The sequence below is a fragment of the Halomonas sp. BC1 genome, assembly GCF_002078135.1.
Taxonomy (GTDB): domain Bacteria; phylum Pseudomonadota; class Gammaproteobacteria; order Pseudomonadales; family Halomonadaceae; genus Vreelandella; species Vreelandella stevensii.
The window spans coordinates 44,566-65,345 of sequence record NZ_LFGS01000017.1; the positions used below are offsets into that span (position 1 = coordinate 44,566).

General features: G+C 60.3%; 22 protein-coding genes and 1 pseudogene. 7 read left to right on the forward strand and 16 right to left on the reverse strand.

All coding sequences use genetic code 11. The features are described from left to right. The 7 genes from B7L72_RS13255 to B7L72_RS13285 form a co-directional block, all read right to left on the reverse strand. Positions 1-208: site-specific integrase (locus B7L72_RS13255; RefSeq protein ID WP_176212889.1), on the reverse strand; the 208-nt coding region annotated here is incomplete at its 3' end. After that, the gene (locus B7L72_RS13260; RefSeq protein WP_016915459.1) at positions 198-926 is read right to left on the reverse strand and encodes a DUF484 family protein; all 729 of its coding nucleotides are present in this window, start codon (positions 924-926) and stop codon (positions 198-200) included. The genes B7L72_RS13255 and B7L72_RS13260, both read right to left, overlap by 11 nt. Before the next feature lie 16 nt (positions 927-942). Continuing rightward, positions 943-1,776, reverse strand: a complete 834-nt coding sequence (gene dapF / locus B7L72_RS13265; protein ID WP_081194925.1) for a diaminopimelate epimerase — start codon at positions 1,774-1,776, stop codon at positions 943-945. Further along, positions 1,776-3,047 (reverse strand): diaminopimelate decarboxylase, encoded by a 1,272-nt coding sequence (lysA, locus tag B7L72_RS13270; protein ID WP_081194927.1) that lies wholly within the window; start codon positions 3,045-3,047, stop codon positions 1,776-1,778. The genes dapF and lysA overlap by 1 nt, the downstream gene beginning before the upstream one ends. Continuing rightward, positions 3,047-3,172 (reverse strand): LPS translocon maturation chaperone LptM, encoded by a 126-nt coding sequence (gene lptM, locus B7L72_RS13275; protein WP_081194929.1) that lies wholly within the window; start codon positions 3,170-3,172, stop codon positions 3,047-3,049. The genes lysA and lptM overlap by 1 nt, the downstream gene beginning before the upstream one ends. Next, entirely contained in the window at positions 3,172-4,575 is a 1,404-nt protein-coding gene (gene argH, locus B7L72_RS13280; RefSeq protein WP_016915463.1) for an argininosuccinate lyase, read from the reverse strand. The genes lptM and argH overlap by 1 nt, the downstream gene beginning before the upstream one ends. A gap of 119 nt (positions 4,576-4,694) precedes the next feature. Next, on the reverse strand, positions 4,695-6,758 hold the full coding sequence (locus tag B7L72_RS13285; RefSeq protein WP_081194931.1) for a putative bifunctional diguanylate cyclase/phosphodiesterase: 2,064 nt from the start codon (positions 6,756-6,758) through the stop codon (positions 4,695-4,697). A gap of 135 nt (positions 6,759-6,893) precedes the next feature. On the opposite strand from B7L72_RS13285, the gene hemC reads away from it, so the two are divergent. From hemC to B7L72_RS13305, 4 genes are read left to right on the forward strand one after another with little or no spacing between them, the layout of a single operon-like run. Beyond that, positions 6,894-7,838, forward strand: coding sequence for a hydroxymethylbilane synthase (hemC, locus tag B7L72_RS13290; RefSeq protein WP_081138584.1), 945 nt, complete (start codon positions 6,894-6,896; stop codon positions 7,836-7,838). Next, complete coding sequence (locus B7L72_RS13295; protein WP_081138582.1) at positions 7,835-8,587, forward strand: uroporphyrinogen-III synthase; 753 nt, start codon at positions 7,835-7,837, stop codon at positions 8,585-8,587. Before hemC ends, B7L72_RS13295 begins: the two co-directional genes overlap by 4 nt. A gap of 43 nt (positions 8,588-8,630) precedes the next feature. Beyond that, a complete protein-coding gene (locus B7L72_RS13300; RefSeq protein WP_254893822.1) occupies positions 8,631-10,013 on the forward strand; it encodes a uroporphyrinogen-III C-methyltransferase in 1,383 nt (460 codons plus the stop codon). After that, positions 10,010-11,272 carry a heme biosynthesis HemY N-terminal domain-containing protein gene (locus B7L72_RS13305; protein WP_081194933.1) on the forward strand — a complete coding sequence of 421 codons (1,263 nt, stop codon included), beginning with the start codon at positions 10,010-10,012 and terminating at the stop codon, positions 11,270-11,272. Before B7L72_RS13300 ends, B7L72_RS13305 begins: the two co-directional genes overlap by 4 nt. Before the next feature lie 57 nt (positions 11,273-11,329). On the opposite strand, the gene mscL is transcribed toward B7L72_RS13305, so the two are convergent. The 8 genes from mscL to napE form a co-directional block, all read right to left on the reverse strand. Further along, positions 11,330-11,764 (reverse strand): large conductance mechanosensitive channel protein MscL, encoded by a 435-nt coding sequence (gene mscL, locus B7L72_RS13310; RefSeq protein WP_308429518.1) that lies wholly within the window; start codon positions 11,762-11,764, stop codon positions 11,330-11,332. A gap of 169 nt (positions 11,765-11,933) precedes the next feature. Next, complete coding sequence (aroQ, locus tag B7L72_RS13315) at positions 11,934-12,380, reverse strand: type II 3-dehydroquinate dehydratase (RefSeq protein WP_081194935.1); 447 nt, start codon at positions 12,378-12,380, stop codon at positions 11,934-11,936. A gap of 120 nt (positions 12,381-12,500) precedes the next feature. Next, positions 12,501-13,163 (reverse strand): NapC/NirT family cytochrome c, encoded by a 663-nt coding sequence (locus B7L72_RS13320; protein ID WP_062359247.1) that lies wholly within the window; start codon positions 13,161-13,163, stop codon positions 12,501-12,503. Next, the gene (locus B7L72_RS13325) at positions 13,160-13,645 is read right to left on the reverse strand and encodes a nitrate reductase cytochrome c-type subunit (RefSeq protein WP_062359248.1); all 486 of its coding nucleotides are present in this window, start codon (positions 13,643-13,645) and stop codon (positions 13,160-13,162) included. Before B7L72_RS13325 ends, B7L72_RS13320 begins: the two co-directional genes overlap by 4 nt. A gap of 20 nt (positions 13,646-13,665) precedes the next feature. Then, a complete protein-coding gene (gene napA, locus B7L72_RS13330; RefSeq protein WP_081194937.1) occupies positions 13,666-16,170 on the reverse strand; it encodes a nitrate reductase catalytic subunit NapA in 2,505 nt (834 codons plus the stop codon). Continuing rightward, positions 16,167-16,454 (reverse strand): chaperone NapD, encoded by a 288-nt coding sequence (locus tag B7L72_RS13335; RefSeq protein WP_081194939.1) that lies wholly within the window; start codon positions 16,452-16,454, stop codon positions 16,167-16,169. Before B7L72_RS13335 ends, napA begins: the two co-directional genes overlap by 4 nt. Then, positions 16,447-16,962, reverse strand: coding sequence for a ferredoxin-type protein NapF (locus tag B7L72_RS13340; RefSeq protein ID WP_332868344.1), 516 nt, complete (start codon positions 16,960-16,962; stop codon positions 16,447-16,449). Before B7L72_RS13340 ends, B7L72_RS13335 begins: the two co-directional genes overlap by 8 nt. An 82-nt stretch (positions 16,963-17,044) precedes the next feature. Next, entirely contained in the window at positions 17,045-17,227 is a 183-nt protein-coding gene (gene napE, locus B7L72_RS13345) for a periplasmic nitrate reductase, NapE protein (RefSeq protein WP_058577687.1), read from the reverse strand. Positions 17,228-17,355: 128 nt separating this feature from the next. On the opposite strand from napE, the pseudogene B7L72_RS13350 reads away from it, so the two are divergent. Beyond that, positions 17,356-17,793 (forward strand): annotated as a pseudogene (locus B7L72_RS13350) (DUF72 domain-containing protein); the annotation flags it as partial. Positions 17,794-17,946: 153 nt separating this feature from the next. Then, positions 17,947-19,290, forward strand: a complete 1,344-nt coding sequence (locus tag B7L72_RS13355; protein WP_081194943.1) for a sodium-dependent transporter — start codon at positions 17,947-17,949, stop codon at positions 19,288-19,290. Between the two features lie 94 nt (positions 19,291-19,384). Here the strand turns inward: B7L72_RS13355 and B7L72_RS13360 are convergent, their stop codons facing one another. Further along, positions 19,385-19,603 (reverse strand): PA3496 family putative envelope integrity protein, encoded by a 219-nt coding sequence (locus B7L72_RS13360; RefSeq protein ID WP_016915471.1) that lies wholly within the window; start codon positions 19,601-19,603, stop codon positions 19,385-19,387. Positions 19,604-19,856: 253 nt separating this feature from the next. On the opposite strand from B7L72_RS13360, the gene hexR reads away from it, so the two are divergent. Beyond that, positions 19,857-20,711 carry a transcriptional regulator HexR gene (hexR, locus tag B7L72_RS13365; protein WP_016915472.1) on the forward strand — a complete coding sequence of 285 codons (855 nt, stop codon included), beginning with the start codon at positions 19,857-19,859 and terminating at the stop codon, positions 20,709-20,711. Positions 20,712-20,780 lie beyond the last annotated feature (69 nt).

Genomic DNA, 20,780 nt, shown 5'->3' on the forward strand with positions numbered 1-20,780 from the left:
CCAGGCCACGGCTGCGCTCGGCCCCCAGGAAGGCCCGCGCCAGCGCCGTGTCCCAGCCATGGGGCTGAGTGACACCGCGCTGCCGGGCAAACTGGCAGAACGCGTTCAGATCCTGCCGATACGCAGCCACCGTCGCCGGGCTGGCATGGCTGGCCAGATGGGCCAGATAGCCCTCTATCGCCTGCGCCAGCGGAGAGTCACTCTCCATGGGGTACCGAACCCAGCGGCCCCAAGCGCAGCAACAGCCGAGCAACGATATCCCCCAGATACTCGGTAAACAGCGTATCCATGCTGGCGCGGTAGCACTCGGGGTCGGGGCTGGCGAGCAGCAGATAGCCCAGGGATTCGCCTGCGGAAAGCCGCGTAATCGCACAAGAGCCCGCCTTGCGCGGGGGCTTGGCATGGGGCAGCAGACACTTCCAGTCGCTGACGCTGAGCTTGGCGCAGCGGCTGGTGCGACCATCCAGCAACGCCGCCAGGCGGGCACCGGCGTGCTGGTCCAGCACATGCCGGGGCGCTTGCGGCGGCGCGGGCTCTGCGTCACTCAAGGAGGCCGGGCACCACAGCGCCATGGCGGGCGTCTGGAAACGCTCGCTCAATTGGGTCGCCAGCGCTTGCGCCAGGGCATCTCGGTCTTCTGCTTCCACCAGGCTGAGCAGCGTTTCGCGCAGGCGGCGGTACTGGGCCTCGTTATGGCGGGCGGTTTCCAGCAGGTGCTCCAGGCGGCCCTCCGCCGTTTCGGCCCGCTGGCGCAGGTCGATGACCAAGCGTTCGAGCAGCGACACCGCTCCCTCGATATGCGGGTGCGGGACTTTCAGCTGTTGCAGCAGCCCCTCACGACCGATGAAAAAATCGGGATGGCGGGCCAGCCAGAACGCGACCTGGTCCGGGTCCAGCGTTTTACGCGGCTCAGGGGCTTGAGACATCGCCGTTCTCCTCGAATCAGTTGAGTGATACCCGACCGTCGAACACTCGGGTAGCGGGCCCCACCATGACCAGCGAGGCTTCTGGGCCCGGCCACTCGATGCTCAGCTGGCCACCCGGCAGGGAGACTTTGACCGGGCTCTTCAGCAGCCCCTGACGAATGCCACTGGCCACCGCCGCGCAGGCCCCGGTACCGCAGGCCAGCGTTTCACCGCTGCCGCGCTCGAAGACCCGCAGACGAATCTCGTTGGGCGACACGACCTGCATGAAGCCTACGTTGACGCGCTTGGGAAAGCGGGGATGCGACTCCAGCAGCGGACCCAGCCGTTCGACGGGCGCACGCTCGACATCCTCCACCTGGAGCACGGCATGGGGGTTGCCCATGGAAACCACTCCAAGGGAGAGCGTTTCACCCTCTACCTCCACCTCGTGGAGAGGCTGGTCGCCGGTGGCTTCGAAGGGCAGCGTGGCCGGATTGAAGCGCGGCGCGCCCATGTCCACCCGCACCATGCCATCGTGCTGGACGTTGAGTACCAGCGGGCCGCCAGCGGTCTCCACGCGAATTTCGTGCTTGTGGGTCAGGCGCTGGTCACGCACGAAGCGGGCAAAGCAGCGCGCTCCGTTACCGCAGTTTTCCACCTCGCTACCGTCGGCGTTGTAGATACGATAACGAAAGTCCATGTCCGGGTCGCGCGGGGGTTCGACGATCAGCAGTTGATCAAAACCGATACCAAAGCGCCGATCCGCCAACTGGCGGATCTGCTCGTCGCGCAGGCGGGCACGCTGGGTGACCAGATCGATCACCATGAAGTCGTTGCCCAGCCCGTGCATCTTGGTGAAGTGCAGCAGCATCAGCGCGCCCCTTCCGGCAGCAGCGCTTCGCCCGCCCACAGGCTCTCCAGACTTTCCCGCGCACGCACCACGTGGTAGCGGTCACCGTCCACCATCACTTCCGGCGGGCGTGGGCGGCTGTTGTAGTTCGAGGCCATCACGAAACCGTAAGCGCCCGCAGAGCGCACCGCCAGCAGGTCGCCTTCGGCAATCGCCAGTTCCCGCTCCTTGCCCAGGAAGTCGCCGGTTTCACACACCGGGCCGACCACGTCGTAGGTGGCCGGCTCACGGGGCGTGCGGGTATCCACCGGCACGATGGCCTGCCACGCCTGATACAGCGCCGGGCGAATCAGGTCGTTCATGGCCGCATCGACGATGGCAAAGTTCTTGGTTTCACCAGGCTTCAGGAACTCCACCCGGGTGAGCATCAGGCCCGCGTTGGCCGCAATGGAGCGGCCCGGCTCGAACAGCAGCGTCAGGGTCTCGCCGCCTTCCCAGCGGGAGAGGCGCGCCAGCAGCTGGCTGGCGTAGTCGAAGGGCTGGGGCGGCTTCTCGTCGCGGTAAGGCACGCCCAGACCACCTCCCAGGTCCAGTTGGTCGATCTCGATACCCTGCTCGCGCAGGCGCTCCATCAGCAGCAGCAGGCGCTCCAGGGCATCCAGGAACGGGGCGGTTTCGGTCAGCTGTGAGCCGATGTGGCAATCCAGACCGGTCACACGCAAATGGGGCAGGCTGGCAGCCAGTTGATACACGTCCAGCGCATCATCGACGGGAATGCCGAACTTGTTGTCCTTCAAGCCGGTAGAGATGTACGGGTGGGTACCCGCATCGACATCCGGATTGACGCGCAGCGAGACCGGGGCGATTTTCCCCAGCTCACCCGCCACGGCGTTCAGGCGCTCCAGCTCCGGGCGCGACTCGACGTTGAAGCACTTGATCCCGACCTCAAGGGCCCGAGCCATTTCATGGGGCTGCTTGGCCACGCCGGAGAACACCACCTTGGCGGGGTCGCCTCCCGCCTTGAGCACCCGCTCCAGCTCACCCACCGAGACGATATCGAACCCGGCACCCAGACGTGCCAGCAGGCCCAGTACCGCCAGGTTGGAATTGGCTTTCACCGCATAGCAGATCAGGTGCGGATGGCCGCCCAGCGCTTCGGTGTAGGCCCGGAAGTGGCGTTCCAGAGTGGCTTTGGAGTAGACGTAACAGGGCGTGCCCAGCTCGGCGGCCAGCGTCGTCAGCGGGACGTCTTCGGCATAGAGCACGCCATCGCGATAGTTAAAGTGATCCATTACCCCTCCTGCTCGGCGGCCGAATCGGATGTGTCGTCAGGCAAGTAGAGCGGCCCTTTCTGGCCGCAGCCCGCCAGCAGCAGAGCCACCAGCAGCAGCGCGCCGAAGGCAGTGGCCGCGCGCATCATGAGGCACCCTGGAGCGCTTTCAGCGCGTCACGGGCACGGCTGGCGGCGGCACGCACCTGGTCCGGTGCCGTGCCACCAATGTGATTACGCGCCGCCACCGAGCCCTCCAGTGTCAGCACCTCGAAAACGTCCTGCTCGATGATCGCGGAGAACTGCTGCAGCTCTTCCAGCGTCATTTCCGAGAGGTCTTTCTTGCTCTTCAGGCCGTAGGCCACGGAGAGGCCGACAATTTCATGAGCATCACGGAAAGCCACGCCCTTGCGTACCAGATAGTCGGCCAGGTCGGTGGCGGTCGAGAATCCACGCCGCGCCGCCTCGTACATGCTGTCTTTCTTCGGCTCGATGGCGGGCACCATGTCGGCAAAGGCTTTCAGGCAGTCGCGCACGGTATCGACGGCATCGAACAGCGGCTCCTTGTCTTCCTGGTTATCCTTGTTGTAGGCCAGTGGCTGGGACTTCATCAGCGTCAACAGCGCCATCAGGTGGCCATACACGCGGCCCGTCTTGCCACGCACCAGCTCGGGTACGTCGGGGTTTTTCTTCTGCGGCATGATCGAGGAGCCGGTGCAGAAGCGGTCAGGCAGGTCGATGAAATTGAACTGCGCGCTGGTCCACAGCACCAGCTCTTCACTCATGCGCGAGAGGTGCATCAGCAAGATACTGGCGAAGCTGGTGAATTCGATGGCAAAGTCGCGATCCGACACGGCATCCAGCGAGTTTTCCGATGGGCGCTCGAAGCCCAGCAGCTCGGCGGTCACGTGGCGGTCGATGGGGTAGGTGGTGCCCGCCAACGCTGCCGAACCCAGCGGCATCACGTTGACCCGCTTGCGGCAATCCAGCAGCCGCTCGTGATCGCGGGCCAGCATTTCCTGCCAGGCCAGCAGGTGGTGGCCGAAAGTGACCGGCTGTGCCGTCTGCAGGTGGGTGAAGCCCGGCATGATGGTGTCGGCTTCCCGCTCGGCCAGCGTGATCATGCCATCGCGCAGCCGTGTCAGCTCGGCCTCGATCACATCGATTTCATCACGCATGAACAGGCGAATATCGGTGGCCACTTGGTCGTTGCGCGAACGGCCGGTGTGCAGTTTCTTGCCGGTGATGCCGATCTTGTCGGTCAGCCGCGCTTCGATGTTCATGTGCACGTCTTCCAATGGCACCGACCACTGGAACTCGCCGCGCTCGATCTCGCCCTGAATCTCGGTCAGGCCATTGATGATGGCGTCACGCTCGTCCTCGGTGAGCACGCCCACCCGCGCCAGCATGGTGGCGTGGGCAATCGAGCCCTGAATATCCTGGCGCGCCAAGCGCTGGTCGAAATTCACAGACGCAGTGAAGCGTGCGACAAAGGCATCGGTAGGCTCGCTGAAGCGGCCGCCCCAGGACTGATTCGTAGCTTGGCTCATCGGTGATATATCCTGCTGACAAAACTAAAGGAGTCGTTACCGGAAAGTGTACCAGAGTCACCCCGCCGAGCGGCATGCCGTTTTATCACTCTGCTCAGTGTGCTCGGCAGCCCTCACCTTCACGGCCGTTCAGCAAGGGCGCCCAGGAAGCCAAGCGGCGTACGCAAGAAGTCTTTCAGCGCCACCAGGCTCATCGGGCGGGCGAAGTAGTAGCCCTGAAAATGGTCGCACTGGAGCTGGCGGAGATAGGCAAACTGTTCGGCCGTTTCCACCCCCTCGACCAGTACTTCAAGGCCGAGCTTGTCGGCCATGGTCACCACCCCCTCGACGATAGCGGCGTCGCGGGTATCGTTGGCCACATCACGTATGAAGGAGTGATCCACCTTCAGCTTGTTGATCGGCAAGCGCTTGAGGTAACTGAGGCTGGAGAACCCGGTACCAAAGTCATCCAGCGCAATGTGTACGCCCAGCCGCCGAATGGCGCTCAATGCCTGGATGGTGGTTTCGGCGCTATCCATCAACACCCCTTCGGTCAGTTCCACCTCCAGCAACCCCGGCGGCAAGCCACTGTCGGCCAGCACCTGCTCTAGCGAATTGAGAAACCCCGGGCGCTGAAACTGCATCGGCGAGACGTTGATGGCCACGGTAATGGGAGTGTCGCTCAGTGCGTTTAGCTCAAGCGCATCACGGCACGCAGTGGCCAGCACCCACTCGCTGATCGGGATGATCTGCCCGGTATCCTCGGCCAGGCTGATGAACTGGGTAGGCGGGATATTGCCCCGCACCGGGTGATGCCAGCGAATCAACGCCTCGACCCCAGCCACTCGCCCACGGTGATCGATTTGCGGCTGGTAGTGGAGCTCGAACTGGTGCTGCTCGATGGCTTGCTGCACCGCATGCCGCAGGTTGACGCGCTCGGTCACCTTGCGGTTCAGCTCGTCGGTGTACCACTGGAAGGTGTTGCGCCCCCGCCGCTTCGCCTTGTACATGGCGAGGTCGGCTTGCTGAATGAGCTGGCGCGGCTCCTTGATGGTGCCGTCGTCGGTGGCAATGCCAATGCTGGCGGTCATGCGCAGCTCGCTGCCGCGATACCAATAAGGTGCCGACACCCGGGCAAGAAGCCGCTCGACCACCTGCAGCACATCGTGCTCATGGGCAAGGTCCGGCAACAGCACGATGAATTCGTCGCCGCCAAAACGCGCCACGGTATCCCAGGGCCGCAGCTCCTCCTCCAGATGCTTGGCCACCTCCAGGAGCATGAAGTCGCCCACTTCGTGACCCAGAGTGTCGTTGATGGGCTTGAAATCATCGAGGTCGATAAACAGTACGGCCAAATAACGGTGATAACGCTTGGCCAGCAGGCACCCCTGGGCCAGCCGCTGATCCAGCAGCAGCCGGTTGGGCAGCCCTGTCAACGCATCATGGTTGGCGTTATGACTCAGCTGGGCCTGATACTCGCGCTGGGCGGTAATGTCGTTTTGAGCGCCGATGAAATGGGTCACCACGCCGTCGTCGTCACGCACGGGGGAAATGTACAGATCGTTCCAGAATGGCGCGCCGTTGCGGCGATAGTTGCGGATCACCACGTGCACGTCCCGCTGCTCCTGGATGCCCTTGCGTAACAGTGCCAGCGTTGCCGAATCCGTCTCTTCGCCCTGCAGGAAGCGACCGTTGCGCCCCAGCGCCGCGTCACGAGAGTACCCGGTGATACGTTCGAAAGCGCTATTCACGTAGACCATCGGCAGGTCCGGCTGCTGCGCATCGACGATCACCACACCGTTGGTGCTGGACTCCACGCTGCGCTCCAGCAGGGTCAACTGGCGTTCGGTAGCCTTGCGCTGGGTAATATCCCGAGCAATGACGTAGATCACCCGATCGCCGGTAGAGACGGTGACTTCGATCCACACCCGGCGTCCATCGGCGGTCAGTGCACACACCGAAAAGGCGTCGAGCTTGTCGCCACGGCACAGCCGCGCCAGGGCCTCCTCAATGGCCGGATGGTCTCGAGGCTCCACCACGACACCACAGGGCCTGCCCAGTAGCGCGGCAGCGTCATACCCCAGCAAGGTCTCGAAGCGTGGGTTGACGCTGAGCAGCTTGCCTGCAAAGTCGATGCAGCAGAACAAGTCCTGGGAAAGCAGGAAGAACTGGTCTAACTTGCCTTGCGGTTCATCAACGGACATGGGCATTCCAGGCAGGGTTGGGCGCATCTCGTGCGAGTCTTGAATGTACCGGTTATTTTTACTATGTGGCCGGGTGCTTTATGATGAGAATTATCACAGTTCGACGCGCCGTGTCAGCGGCAAAGGGAGTTTAACGTGTTACCCATCACGAAATTGCGCATCGCCACGCGAAAAAGCCAGTTGGCCATGTGGCAAGCCGAGTATGTTCGCGACCGCCTGATGGCGGCCCACGATGGTCTGGAGGTCGAGCTCGTTCCGCTGTCCACCAAAGGCGACAAGATCCTCGACACGCCGCTTTCCAAAATCGGCGGTAAAGGATTATTCGTCAAGGAGCTCGAAGACGCCATGCTGGATGGCCGCGCCGATATCGCCGTGCACTCCATGAAGGACGTGCCGATGTACTTCCCTGAAGGGCTGGGGCTGTCGGTTATTCTGGAAGGCGCCGACCCAACCGATGCGTTTGTCTCGAACCACTACGCCAGCGTCGAGGAACTGCCGGAAGGCGCTCGCATCGGTACCGCCAGCCTGCGCCGGGGCCTGCAGCTTCGTGAAGCGCGCCCAGACCTGCAGATTCTCAACCTGCGCGGCAACGTACAAACTCGTCTGGCCAAGCTGGACGACGGCGAGTTCGAAGCCATCATCCTGGCAACCTCAGGCCTGCAGCGCCTGGGGCTGGACGCCCGGATCGCCCAGGCGCTTCCACCGGAAGTATGCTTGCCAGCCTGCGGCCAAGGGGCGCTGGGCATCGAATGCCGCCTGCACGATCCCGACCTGATTGCACTGCTGGCCCCGCTGGATGACCCGGACACCGCCACCCGCGTGCGCGCCGAGCGCGCCATGAATACCCGCCTGGAAGGCGGCTGCCAGGTGCCCATCGCAGGCCACGCCGTACTGGACAAGTCCAATGACACGCTCTGGCTGCGCGGCCTGGTAGGCAACCCGGAAGGCACCGAGGTACTGCGTGCCGAAGGCCGAGGCTCCATTCACGAACCGGAAGCACTGGGCATTCGCATCGCCGAAGAGCTGCTGGATCAGGGGGCTGGTGACATCCTGGCCGAGGTCTACGGCAGCAACGTATGACGCTACCGGTGCTGATTTGTCGCCCCGGTGAACGCGGCGACGCCTTGACCTACGCGCTAGGCAAGCAGGGGTGGGAGGTTGCACCTCTGGACGTCATGCGCCTGGAAGCACTGGCGGAAGATGCGACGCAGCGTCAAATCTGGCTGGATATCGATCAGTACCATAAGATAGTAGTCGTCAGTCCCTTTGCCGCTTACTGTTTGAGTGAAGCGCTGGATCGCTACTGGCCGCAGTTGCCAATCGGCATCGATTATTACAGCGTGGGCCGCAGTACTGCCAGTGCACTGCATGACCAGCTTGGCGTACGAGTGCGTGTTCCCCCGCCCCAGTGGGGGGAAGACACCAGCGAAGCACTCCTGTCGTTGGCCTCGCTGGCCCGCCTGGACCATCAGCGGGTGCTGCTGGTCGCTGGAGAAGGCGGACGCACCCTGCTCGCGGACACGCTGACCGAGCGGGGCGCCTGCGTCACTCGGCTGGCCGTTTATCGGCGCGTATACCAGCCGCCCTCGGCGGCCATGCAGCAGTGTCTGGCAAACGGCCATTACCGAGCGTTAATCGTCACCAGCGGCGAACTACTTGAATATCTGGCAAAATGGTGCGGTCCAGCTGCGTTGAACCAACCGCTAATCGTTTCCAGTCGCCGTTTAGCTACACTGGCCGGTAGACTGGGTTTTTGTGACCTCAAGGTGGCGTCGGGAGCAACGCCGGCTGCGCTGGTGGCCGCGTTGGATCAGTCCTGCAACCCCTAGGGTGCCGATGTCGATCAAGGAACTTAATAAGGGCTAGCGACAGATGAGCAAACAACCAACTGATCAGGAAGGCGTCAACCAGGCGTCTACCGATGCATCCAAGGGCAGCACCCCTGCTGGTGACGCCACCGCCACCCGAGACTCGGGCACCCACGGCTCTTCGTCTTATGCCGCCAAGAACAGCCGTTCACGGCGGCGGCATAAAAACACCAGCAATACGGCAGCGACCCCTGCGGCAACCGCAGCGGCCGACACCCCGAAAGAGAGCGTCGCAGATACCAAACCCACCGCCAAACCGGCAGATGAAAAGCCTGCCAGGCACAGCGGGCCTGCTCCAGCAGGCGGCGGCGCGAAGCCCACGCCACCACCCTCCAACAACGGTGGCGGAAACGGCAAGGGTGGCGGCATTGCCATTGCGCTGGTGGTTATCCTGGCACTCGCCCTGGGTATCGTTGCCTGGCAAGGCTGGCAGCGCCTGGATAGCCAGCAGCAGCGCATCGACGAGCTGGCCCAACAGACCCAGAACAGCGCCACACAAGCCTCGGTCAGCGACCTGGAAGCACGTTTAGAGTCCGGTGAGGCCGAGCGCAGTCAGGCGCTGGAAAGCACCATGAGCGAACTGCGCAGCGAGCTGGACAGCTACCGCAGCGACGTCAACAGCACTTTGGATGAGGTGCTGGCCCAACTGTCACAAGAGCAGGAAACCGACGAACGCGACTGGCTACACGCCGAAGCCGCCTACCTGCTGCGTCTGGCGAACCAGCGTCTGCAGCTCGAAGGCGATGTGGATGGTGCCGCGGCCCTGCTGCGCACTGCCGACGCTCGCCTGGTCGATGCCGACAACCCGGCACTCACCTCGGTGCGCCGAGAAATCGCCAGCGAGCTGGCCGCTCTGGATGCCGTGCCCCGTGTCGACCGTACCGGTATCTACCTGGCGCTCAACGCGCAGCAGGAGCGCATTGCAGGCCTGCGGCTCTCCCAAGAGATCGAAGAGCGCGCCGTAACATCAGGAATCGAGCAGCCGCCGACCGGCACTTTCCAGCGCCAGCTGGCTCGTTTCGGTGAAGAGCTGAAAGACCTCGTGGTCATTCGTCATCACGATGAAGCCCTCGAAACGCTGATCACACCGGAACAAGAGTCCTATCTGCGTCAAAGCCTGCGTCTGGTGCTGGAGCAGTCGCAGCTGGCCCTGCTGCAAGAAGAGCAGGAACTGTATGAAGCCAGCCTCGACAAGGCGCTGGAACTGCTGAATGGCTACTACGCCACCGAGCGCGAAGAAACCCAGAGCGTCATCGCGCGTCTGCAGGAGCTCAAGCAGGTTCAGGTCAAGCCCGAGCTGCCGGACATCAGTGCTTCCCAGCAGGCACTGGCCAGCTTCATCGAAAACCGCTTCGAGTCGCGCCGCCAGGGCGGAGGTGATGCATGAGAAAACTTATCCTGCTGATCATTGCAGGCCTGGCGGTTGGCGCACTGCTCGGGCACCTGATGATGTCAGTGCCCGGCTACTGGCTGATTCGAGTGGGCGACACCTCGGTCCAGACGTCGTTCTGGTTCGGTCTGGTACTGCTGCTGGCGGCCTTCATCGTGCTGCACTTCATGCTGCGCCTGCTGACCGGTATCATTCGTCCCGTGGGGCGCTTTCGCACCTGGAATAGCCGCGCCCGCAACCGCCGCGCCATGAAGCGCACCGTACATGGGCTGGTGGCGCTCACCGAAGGCCGCTGGAAAAAAGCCGAGAAGACCTTGGTGCGTGCTGCCGATGACTCCAGCACCCCGCTGGTGAACTACCTGGCAGCCGCCCTGGCAGCCCACTATCAGGGCTACCACGAGAAATCTCAGGAGCACTTGAATCAGGCGCAACTCACCACCGACGGCGCCGACACCGCCATTGGCCTGATGCAGGCCCAGCTGATGACCGACCGCCAACAGCCCGAAGAAGCGCTGGCGATCCTCAACCGACTGGACAAGCAGCTCTCCAACCATCCTCAAGTGCTGAAACTGCTCAAGCAGGTGCATTTGAGCGTCAACGACTGGGAAGGGCTGCGTCGCCTCATTCCACGCCTGGCCGCGCAGAAGCTGATTACCCAGCAAGAGCGCGAGCAGCTGGAGTTCAAGGCCTACCGGGAGCTGATTCTGTTCGAAGCCAAGAACCCGTCCAATATCGAACGGGTTCGCGGGCTGTGGGCGGATATGCCCGACTACCTGCGCGGCAATACCGAGCTGATCGTGCTCTACACCGAAGCCCTGCTGCAATCCAACGAAGAACCGATTGCCGAGCGGCTGCTCAATCACTCCCTGGACCATCACTGGGATGCACGCCTGGTCAAGCGCTATGGCCTGCTGAACGTCGACGCCGCGCGCCAGCTGGCCAAGGCGCAGAAATGGCTGCAAGAGCGCCCCAACGACCCGGAACTGCTGCTGGCCTGTGGCCGCCTGTCACTACGGGTTGGCCAGTGGGAAAAGGCCCTTGAGTATTTCGAGGCCAGCCAGCGCCAGCGCCCGAACGGTGAGGTCTGTGCCGAGCTTGCACGCCTGTACGCCAGCCTGGGCGAGCACAACAAGAGCCAGCTCTACTACCGGCACAGCGTGGACATGCTGGCCAAGTCGCTGCCTTCACTGCCACAGCCCAGCGATGCCAGTGACAACACGCAAAGCGATAAGAAAGCGGCGAAAAAGACGGCATAACCGCCTTCTGTAACGCAAAAAGGGTGCCCACGAGCACCCTTTTTTAATAACGCTTCGCTACACGCTCTCGGCAGGCTTCTCTGGGGCCGCCGCCTGTAGCTCAGACGTACAGTGACCACAGCGAATGGCCTTGATTGGCACCACCATAAAACAGTAAGGGCAGGGCTTTTCGGTCGGGTCTGCCGGTGCCACCGCCTCTTCGCGCTTTAAGCGGTTGATGGTACGCACCAGCAAAAACACCACGAACGCGACGATGGAGAAGCTCACCACCGCGTTGATAAACAGCCCCACGTTCAGCGTCACCGCCCCTGCCGCTTGAGCTTCTGCCAAGGTGGCATAGGGCGCTCCCGCCACGCCTTCCCGCAATACGACGAACAGATTCGAAAAATCGATCCCACCCACCAACAGGCCAATCAGCGGATTCATCACGTCTTTGACAAGGCTTTGCACAATCAGCGTAAATGCCCCGCCAATAATGATACCCACCGCCATATCAATCACGTTGCCCTTAAACAGCAAACTCGCGGAATTCCCGAAAAAATTTAGCCATACCCCACCTATCCTTACCAAGCCAATGAAACGCCAAGGGCTAAGTTGCCCTGAGAGAAGAATGGGCCAAGGTTAAAAGGGCGGCAAGAGCTAACGGTACAAGGGAGTTATATTATTGATGGGAGGCAGCCATCACTGCCTCTAATGCCGCTTTATATCCCTGCACGCCTAAGCCCGCAATCACGCCGTCTGCCCGTAGCGAGACATAGGAGTGGTGGCGAAACGACTCGCGCTTATGCACGTTAGAGAGATGAACTTCGATGACCTTGCCGTCAAAGGCGTTCAACGCATCGAGAATCGCTACCGAGGTATGAGTATAGGCCGCCGGATTGATAATGATGGCCTGCGTGCCATCTACCCTCGCTGCGTGAATGGCGTCGATGAGCGCACCTTCATGGTTACTTTGCAGGCAGCTGATCTCCCAGCCTGCCATTACCGCTTTTTCGCGCAGCAGGTTATTCACGTCGTCTAACGTTTCGTACCCGTATATTTCGGGCTGGCGAGTGCCCAGCAAATTTAGATTAGGGCCATGAAGCACCACTACTTTTCCCTGACTCATTCTCTTTTCCACCCAGCAAGTTGGCGTATGAATTAACGATACTGCCTGTTCTATCACTTAACCCGCGCACTGCGCCAGCGCCCGTTCAAGCGAGGCGTGCTGGCGCTGGGTAAAAAGCCACTACTGCTCGGCGTAGACACCGCTTTCTAGCTCTAAATGCGCAGCCCAGGAAACGATATCAGACATGCCTAACGTGGCGGCACCTATACGGGGGCTCATATCCGGCAGCTCGTGGGCGATGCCTTTGTGGCAATCGATACAGGTCGACTCACCCGAAGCAAGGTTGGTGGAGTGGGCACGGGCGGCACGCGTGCTTTGCTGGGTAAAATCCATCGAGTCAAATTCGTGGCAGTTACGGCACTCTAGCGAGTCATTGGCCTGTAGCCGCGACCATTCACGTTCGGCAAGCTGGCGGCGCTTTGCCTCAAACTGCTCTTCGGTGCGAATAGAGCCAAACACCCAGCCCCATACTTCTTTAGAGGCCTCCATTTTGCGCGCCACTTTATGCGTCCAGCTGTGGGGAACGTGGCAATCTGAGCAGGTCGCCCGCACTCCAGAACGGTTGGAGTAGTGAATGGTGGTTTTGAGCTCCTGCATCGGGTTGCGCTCCATTTCATGGCAGGAGGTGCAAAACTGCTCGGTGTTGGTTACTTCCATGGCCGTGTTAAAACCGCCCCAGAAGATAATGCCGGCGATAAAACCGCCTAGGGTTAAAAACCCTAGGCTGTAGTGAACACTCGGGCGGCTTAAAATACGCCAGTAGCGGGTGAAAAAGCGTTTCATTGCCCACCCTCCTGGCGCTCACGTAGCGCCTCGGTCATTACCTCTTCCACGGACTGAAAGCGATTGGGAACCAGCGGTTCGGCATCGGTTTTAGGCACGTGGCACTGGGTGCAGAAGTAACGGTCCGGCGATACGGCGGCCAACACCTGCTTATGGCGATCCATAAAGTGGGTAATGCTCACCATCGGCGCGCCCGCACTGACGGCCTGTTCACGGCTATGGCAGTTTAAGCACTGGTTAACGCGCATATCGACTTGATAATCGCGGATTGAGTGCGGAATCACCGGCGGTTGCTCTGGGTAATTGCGCACTTCACGGCCGCTATCCCGCGGCTCGCCGGCGATAGGCGCTGCGGGCTGGGTCTGGCTAATGGTGCCACCAGGGCGCAAGCCATCCGGAGCCGAGGCATCGCGTGTTTCATCTGCACTGACCGTGCTTCCCAGCAAAGCCATGAATAAACAGAGAGGAAAAAGCCATTTCATGATTGTTCTCCTTAGTCTGTTTACGCCAGATTGACGAGATCAAGGCGCACCGCGCACTTCTTGAAATCGGTCTGTTTGGAAATGGGATCAGTCGCATCCAGCGTGACCTTATTGATCAAGTAGGAGGCATCAAAAAAGGGCACGTACACCAAGCCGCGGGGCGGTTTAACCCGCCCACGGGTTTCTACCCGCAGGTTCACATCGCCACGCCGGCTGGCCACTTTAACCTCGCTTCCCCGCCGGAACCCTTCGGCTCGGGCATCTTCTGGGTGCATATACAACAGCGCGGCAGGCACTGCCCGGTGCAGTTCCGGCACGCGGCGGGTCATGGAGCCGGTGTGCCAATGCTCCAGCACGCGCCCGGTGCAGAGCCAATAAGGGAAGTCGGCGTCAGGTGCCTCAGGGGGTGGCTCGGCCGGTACGGCGAAAATTAACGCGCGATTATCGGGTTTACCGTAGAACTGCCAGCCGCTACCTGGCTCTACATAGGGGTCAAGCCCCTCTCGGTAGCGCCATAGGGTTTCCTGGCCATCCACCACCGGCCAGCGCTTGCCACGGCTGGCGTGGTACGCATCAAAGTGATCCAAATCCTTGCCTTTGCCGCGGCCAAAGCGGGCGTACTCTTCAAACAACCCTTTTTGGATATAGAAGCCGAAATCGTCTGCCTCGGCGTTGGCGTAGCCCTGTTCCATATCGGAGGTGGGGAACTGGTCAACCTGGCCATTGGCGAACAGTAAATCAAACAGGGTTTTGTCGCGCATCTCTGGGGCGGCTGCCAACAACTCCTCGGGCCATACGTCAGCCACGCGGATGCGCTGGGAAAGCGCCACGGTCTGCCATAAATCTGAACGCGCCTCGCCGGGGGCATTGACCAGCTGATGGAAAAACTGGGTGCGCCGCTCGGAGTTACCAAAAGCCCCTTCTTTTTCTACCCAGGACGCGGCAGGCAAAATCAAATCCGCAGACTGGGCTGAAACCGTGGGGTAGATGTCGGAGACCACCACAAAGGCTTCAGGGTTACGCCAGCCGGGCAGAATTTCCTGCATGACGTTGGCACCCGCCTGCATATTATTCGTCACCTGGGTCCAGTAAACCTTGATGTCACCGTCTTTAAGGCGGCGGCTTTGGGCCACTGCGTCAAAGCCCACCCATGAAGGAATGGTGCCTTCGGGCAGCTTCCAGATTTTCTCCGCATCGCGGCGATGGTCAGGATTAGTAACCACGCGGTCGGCGGGCAGGCGGTGGGCGAAGGTGCCCACTTCCCGCGCCGTGCCGCAGGCAGAAGGCTGGCCGGTGAGCGAGAAAGGACTGTTACCCGGCTCGGAAATTTTGCCGGTCAGCAGGTGGAGGTTATAAATCAGGTTATTGACCCACACCCCGCGGGTATGCTGATTAACCCCCATGGTCCAGAAGGTCATCACCTTTTTATCGGGGTCGGCATACAGTTCTGCCAGCGCCTCAAGATGGTTTTCAGAGACGCCGGATTCCCGCGCTGCCCGCTCTAAGGTGTAGGGCGCGACATAGTCCGCGAACGCTTCAAAGCTCATGTCCGTCCAGCTGTTGGCATCATCGGCGTTCTCCGCTGCCTGTTGCAGCGGGTGCTCGTCGCGCAGGCCGTAGCCGATGTCATCAGCACCCCGGGCGAAGTTGACGTGCTTATCAACAAATGACTGGTTTACCCGGCCGGTCTGAATAATATGGTTGGCGATGTAGTTAAGGATCACGATATCCGCATGAGGCGACATGACCATGGGTATATCGGCCAACTCAAAGCTGCGATGCTCGAAGGTCGACAGCACGGCGACCTTTGTGTCTGGGAAGGAAAGCCGCCGGTCGGTAACGCGGGTCCAGAGCACCGGGTGCATCTCGGCCATGTTAGAGCCCCACAGCACAAAGGCATCCGCGTGTTCGATATCGTCATACACGCCCATGGGCTCATCCGAGCCGAAAGTGCGCATAAAACCATACACCGCCGAAGCCATACAGTGGCGGGCGTTGGGGTCGATATTGTTCGAGCGCAGCCCGGCTTTAAATAGCTTGCTGGCCGCGTAGCCTTCCCAGATCGTCCACTGGCCAGAGCCAAACAGCGCGACGCTCTCTGGGCCATGTTCACGAATGGCGCTGGTGATTTTTTCCGCCATAAGGTCGAGCGCTTCATCCCAGGAGACCGGCTCGAAATCGCCATCTTTCGCGTATTGACCGTTGCGCTTACGCAGTAGCGGCTGGGTTAAGCGATCCTCCCCATAGAGAATTTTGGAAAGAAAATAGCCTTTAACACAGTTAAGCCCCCGGTTCACTTCGGACTGGTTATCACCGTGAGTCGCCACGATTTGGCCGTTATAGGTGCCAACCATGACGCTACAGCCGACACCGCAAAAACGGCAAGGTGCTTTATCCCACTGCAAGCGGTTCAGATCAGCATGGGTAATTAGATTGCTGGCGCCGGCGGGAATCGACATCCCCGCCGTAGCAGCGGCCACCGCTGCGGCGTTCGCCTTTACAAACTCTCGGCGTGTTAGTTTCATTGCTCCCCCTCCTGTACGTGCGGCTCATCCGCTGACAGAGCATCAACGACTTCGTGATAAACAAAGGCGGCGTCAATAACGCCAGGCTGCTCGCGTACGTGATCCATTAAAGCCAATAGTTGTTGTTCGTCAGTATGTTCGGCGACGACCACGAGCTTTCCAGCCGCGTCTTCGCCCATCACTTCGCCAACGCTATGTTGGGTAATCCACTCCGCTGTCTGCTTCAGCGCCTCGGGCCGCGCATGAACGATAAAGCTAATGATGTGCAGCAGTTGATCAGCCATAGACGGTATCTTTTGTTATCAGTGAGATTGCCTGGTTAGGGCAGGCGGAGTAGCAAGCACCACAGCCGGTGCAGCTTTCTAAGTGGATCTCAGGTTGCGGTGGCCGACCACCGGGGCGCAGCGGAAAGCGAATTACGTTCCACTCGCAGGCGTCCTGGCAGCTTTGGCAATGGATACTCGCCAGTGCCAAGCAGTGCGGCTGAACTTCAGCTTGCCAAGCAAAGGCTTCGCTAACGCTACCGCCGCGCTCTATCGCCTGTGGCGCGCATACCGTTGCGCAGTCACCGCACAGTGAGCAGCCCGCTTGGGCAAAGCTAAGCTCGGGATAGCCACCGCCACCGCGGGACAAAATGCCTTCCGGGCACGCGTCGATGCAGGCGTTACAACCGGTACAGAGGTCGAGAAAGGCAGCTCTGCTCCAGGGCGGCCGACGCACATCATCACGCCCTGACAAGCGGCGAAAAAGATTGCGCCGATTATTATTGTTATCCGTGCGCGTCATGAGCATTCCTGCGTTAAAAGAATGTTAACCACTTTATTTAGCAGCGGTTAACACCTTTAAAGTGATCAGATAGAAGCTTGTGACACTGCTATAGCGGCGGGCCAGGGGGGCCTGCAAACATTTGATACATCCACACCAAAAAGCCATAGCCCCCCACCACCGCTACGGCCAAAATGGGAAAGAGCAACACGACAATAAACAGAAAAAGCCCTCGTTCTTGACGCTTGAGGGGCGCTTCCTCTTCTATTATTGGATGAGATTTTTTTGACATAGATAACTCCACAGGGGAAGAACACACCGCTGTAGATGTGTATTAAAATAGTTATATTTAGAGCGTAGCAACTAAGCCCTGATTTGTCACTTGATCTAGATCAATTTTTCCAAGTTCGTCACTATATCGTTCGCCACCCTGTTTTTTTCCACAAGGGTGACGCGGAGAGAGCCTTGAACCGCCTGTTGATAACTTATTCGGTCAACCGAGTCATGCTGGATGTGCGCCCGCTCTTCTCTACGCCACACGAGGGGCACACTGGACTGGCCCACGCCCAGCAGGAGAAGCCGAAACTCCCGCTACACGTGCTTTCCACTGGTCAGCAGCCCATCATTCGCTTCATTGGACATATTGACAAAGCGATCAACACACGCTACTTCACGCCCTGGATAGAGCAGCTCAGCCTGTGGATAAAACAGGGGAAAACCCCTTTTTTATTTGTGCATACCGCAGACAACCGTGAGTCTCCCCAAATGGCTCGCCACCTCTATCGCCTGGTGCAGGCCAGGGCTGCTTTGGCGGACCTGGCACCTTTCGCCGATGAAAAGCAGAGCCAGCTGTTTTAAGCCGCCTTTTTAGGCTGGCTCACTGGCAAGCCTACCCTTGATCGGATAAATTGCGCGTTCTTTCGGAAAAGCACGCTGACAATCTCTTTTTTCCGAACATCGGCGCAATCTGCCGATATCGACCCATTACAATTGAACTGAAACAGGTGATTTATGGCAAAACTTGCGCATGCACAGTGGTCATCTCGTATGGGCTTTGTGCTGGCCGCGGCGGGCTCCGCCGTTGGCCTGGGCAATATCTGGCGCTTCTCGTACATGGTGGGCGACAGCGGTGGCGCCGCTTTCGTTCTGGTCTATTTGGCCTGTGTGGCACTGGTCGGCCTGCCCATTCTGGTCGCCGAGTGGATGATTGGCCGTCGCGGTCAGAAGAACCCCATCAATACCATGGCCGAACTGGCCGCCAATCATGGCCGCTCGAAAGCGTGGGCACTGGTCGGCGTCAGCGGCGTCCTGGCTGCCTTTCTGATTCTCTCGTTCTACAGCGTCATCGGCGGCTGGTCGTTGAACTATACGCTGGGTTCGGTGCTCGGCAGCTTCAATGACCAGGACGCTGACAGCATTGGCGCCATCTTCAGCGGCATGTTGGGCAGCCCTACCGCCCTGCTGCTGTGGCATACGGCCTTCATGGTGTTGGTCGTTGGGATCGTGGCACGCGGGGTCACCAAAGGCCTGGAAAGCGCTGCTCGCACCCTGATGCCTGCCCTGGTGGTCCTGATGCTGGTGCTGGTGGGTTACGGCATGACCAGCGGCTACTTTGGTGAGGCCCTGAGCTTCATGTTCAGCCCTGACTGGGATGCTCTCGATGGTGGTGTCGTACTGGCGGCCATGGGCCAGGCGTTCTTCACGCTGTCGCTGGGCATGGGGATCATGATGGCCTACGGCTCGTACCTGGGCGAAGACGTCAACCTGATCAGCACCGCGCGAACGGTCATCCTGCTGGATACCGCCATCGCCCTGCTAGCGGGCCTGGCCATCTTCCCCATCGTCTTTGCCAACGGCCTGAGTGCCGGCGAAGGCCCTGGCCTGATCTTTGTCACCCTGCCCCTGGCGTTTGGCAACATGACCGGCGGCACCATTCTGGGCCTGATGTTCTTCCTGCTGCTGACCTTTGCCGCCCTGACGTCGGCCATTTCACTGCTGGAACCAGTGGTGGAAACCCTGGAAGAGCGCACGTCGATGTCACGTATCGTGGCCACATTGGTCAGCGGCGTGGCGGTATGGGCGCTGGGGGTTGCGGCACTGCTGTCGTTCAACGTGTGGGCGGACGTGCTGTTCTTTGGGCTGAACATCTTCGACCTGCTGGATACCTTCACCAGCAAGATCCTGCTGCCATTGACCGGCCTGGGTGCGATCGTGTTCTTCGCCTTCTGCCTGGATAAAGAAGAAGCGCGCAAGGAACTGAGGCTGGATGTCTACGACTACAGCCTGTGGAACCTGCTGGCCAAGTACGTTGCCCCTATCGGGGTCACGGTGGTTTTCCTGGCAGGCCTGTTCTGACTCGCCGCTGGGTCGGCAAGCTTAGCCTGTAGAGAAGGCGTTACCGTGGTGTAACGCTTTCTCGCCTTCCTTCACCAGCCTCTTCTTCGGCTGGCTAGTGCAGTTCGCTCTCTTGCGGGTCGTCATCGTCTGGCAAGGGAGCGATATCCCGTGACAGCTTCTGGAATTCCCGGTGCAGCTCGATGCCCCGACGCGCTCTCAGGCTACGTTGGGCGGCGCTGCGCCGACGTTGGGCATGCTCATCGACCTCCATACTCATGAATATGTCGAGCAATTCGCTTTTTACCGAGGTCATTCGTTCGACGTTTCTCATAATCGACGCTCCTCCAGGTGAGTTGCCTACGTCCACCTGCATCCGTGACGACTGATTTTTAAATGATGCAGTGCGGCACGTCACTTCTTACTATAACCTACTTGACAAAATGATGACGACTCTTGAAGAAATGGGTTAACGCCTTTTAAACGGCAGTACTCTCGTGAAGGACGCTGCCCCCGATGCAACACTCAGGCATACTGTGGTCTCTTTATGGCCGCACAAGCACGATCAAGAATTTAAGGAGCTGAACGTGAGCCGCGCCCTGTTCGATGAAATGAGACGCCGCATGGAGCATTTCCGTCGCTCCGAACAAAAGGTTGCGCGGTTCGTGCTGCGCAACCCCGATGAAGTCATTCACATGCGCATCGTGGACCTGGCCACCGAAGCAAAGGTGAGCGAGCCTACGGTGGTGCGCTTCTGCCGTGCGCTGGGCTGCAACGGCTTTCAGGATTTCAAGCTGCAGCTAGCCCAGATGCTGGCCAGCGGAAGCCAGTTCGCGCAGTTCTCGATGAACGACAGCGACTCGGTGGCCGAATTCTCCCATAGCATTTTCGACTCCACCGTGGGCACGCTGCTGTCGGTGCGCGACCGGCTCGATAACGATGCGCTGGGCAAGGCCGTCAATGCACTGGCCATGGCCAATCGCGTCGAGTTCTACGGCTTTGGCGCCTCCGGCGCGGTGGCCTTCGATGCTCAGCACAAGTTTTTCCGCCTGCAGATCTCGACCTCTGCCTACGCCGACCCGCACATGCAGAACATGTCGGCGGTGACCCTGCAAGAGGGCGACGTGGTGGTCGCCATCTCGCAGACAGGCCGAACCCGGGCGCTGGTAGCCAGCGTTCGCCTGGCCCGCGAAGCAGGCGCTACCGTGATCGGCCTGTGTCCCAGCGAATCGCCGCTGGCTCAGGAGGTCAGCCTGCCGCTGTTCATCGACGTGCACGAAGACACCGAGATCTACACCCCGCTCAGCTCGCGTATTGCCCACCTGGTGCTGATCGACGTGCTGGCGGTGGGCGTGGCCAAGACCCGGGGCCCCAAACTGGCCGAACAGTTGAAAGCGGTGAAGAAGAGCCTGACCACGCTGCGCTACCCGGAAGAGTCCTGAGCAACGGTTCTGATAAAGAGTCCTGAGCCAGCGTCCTGAAGACATGCTGTATGCACAGCCAGTGTGCTG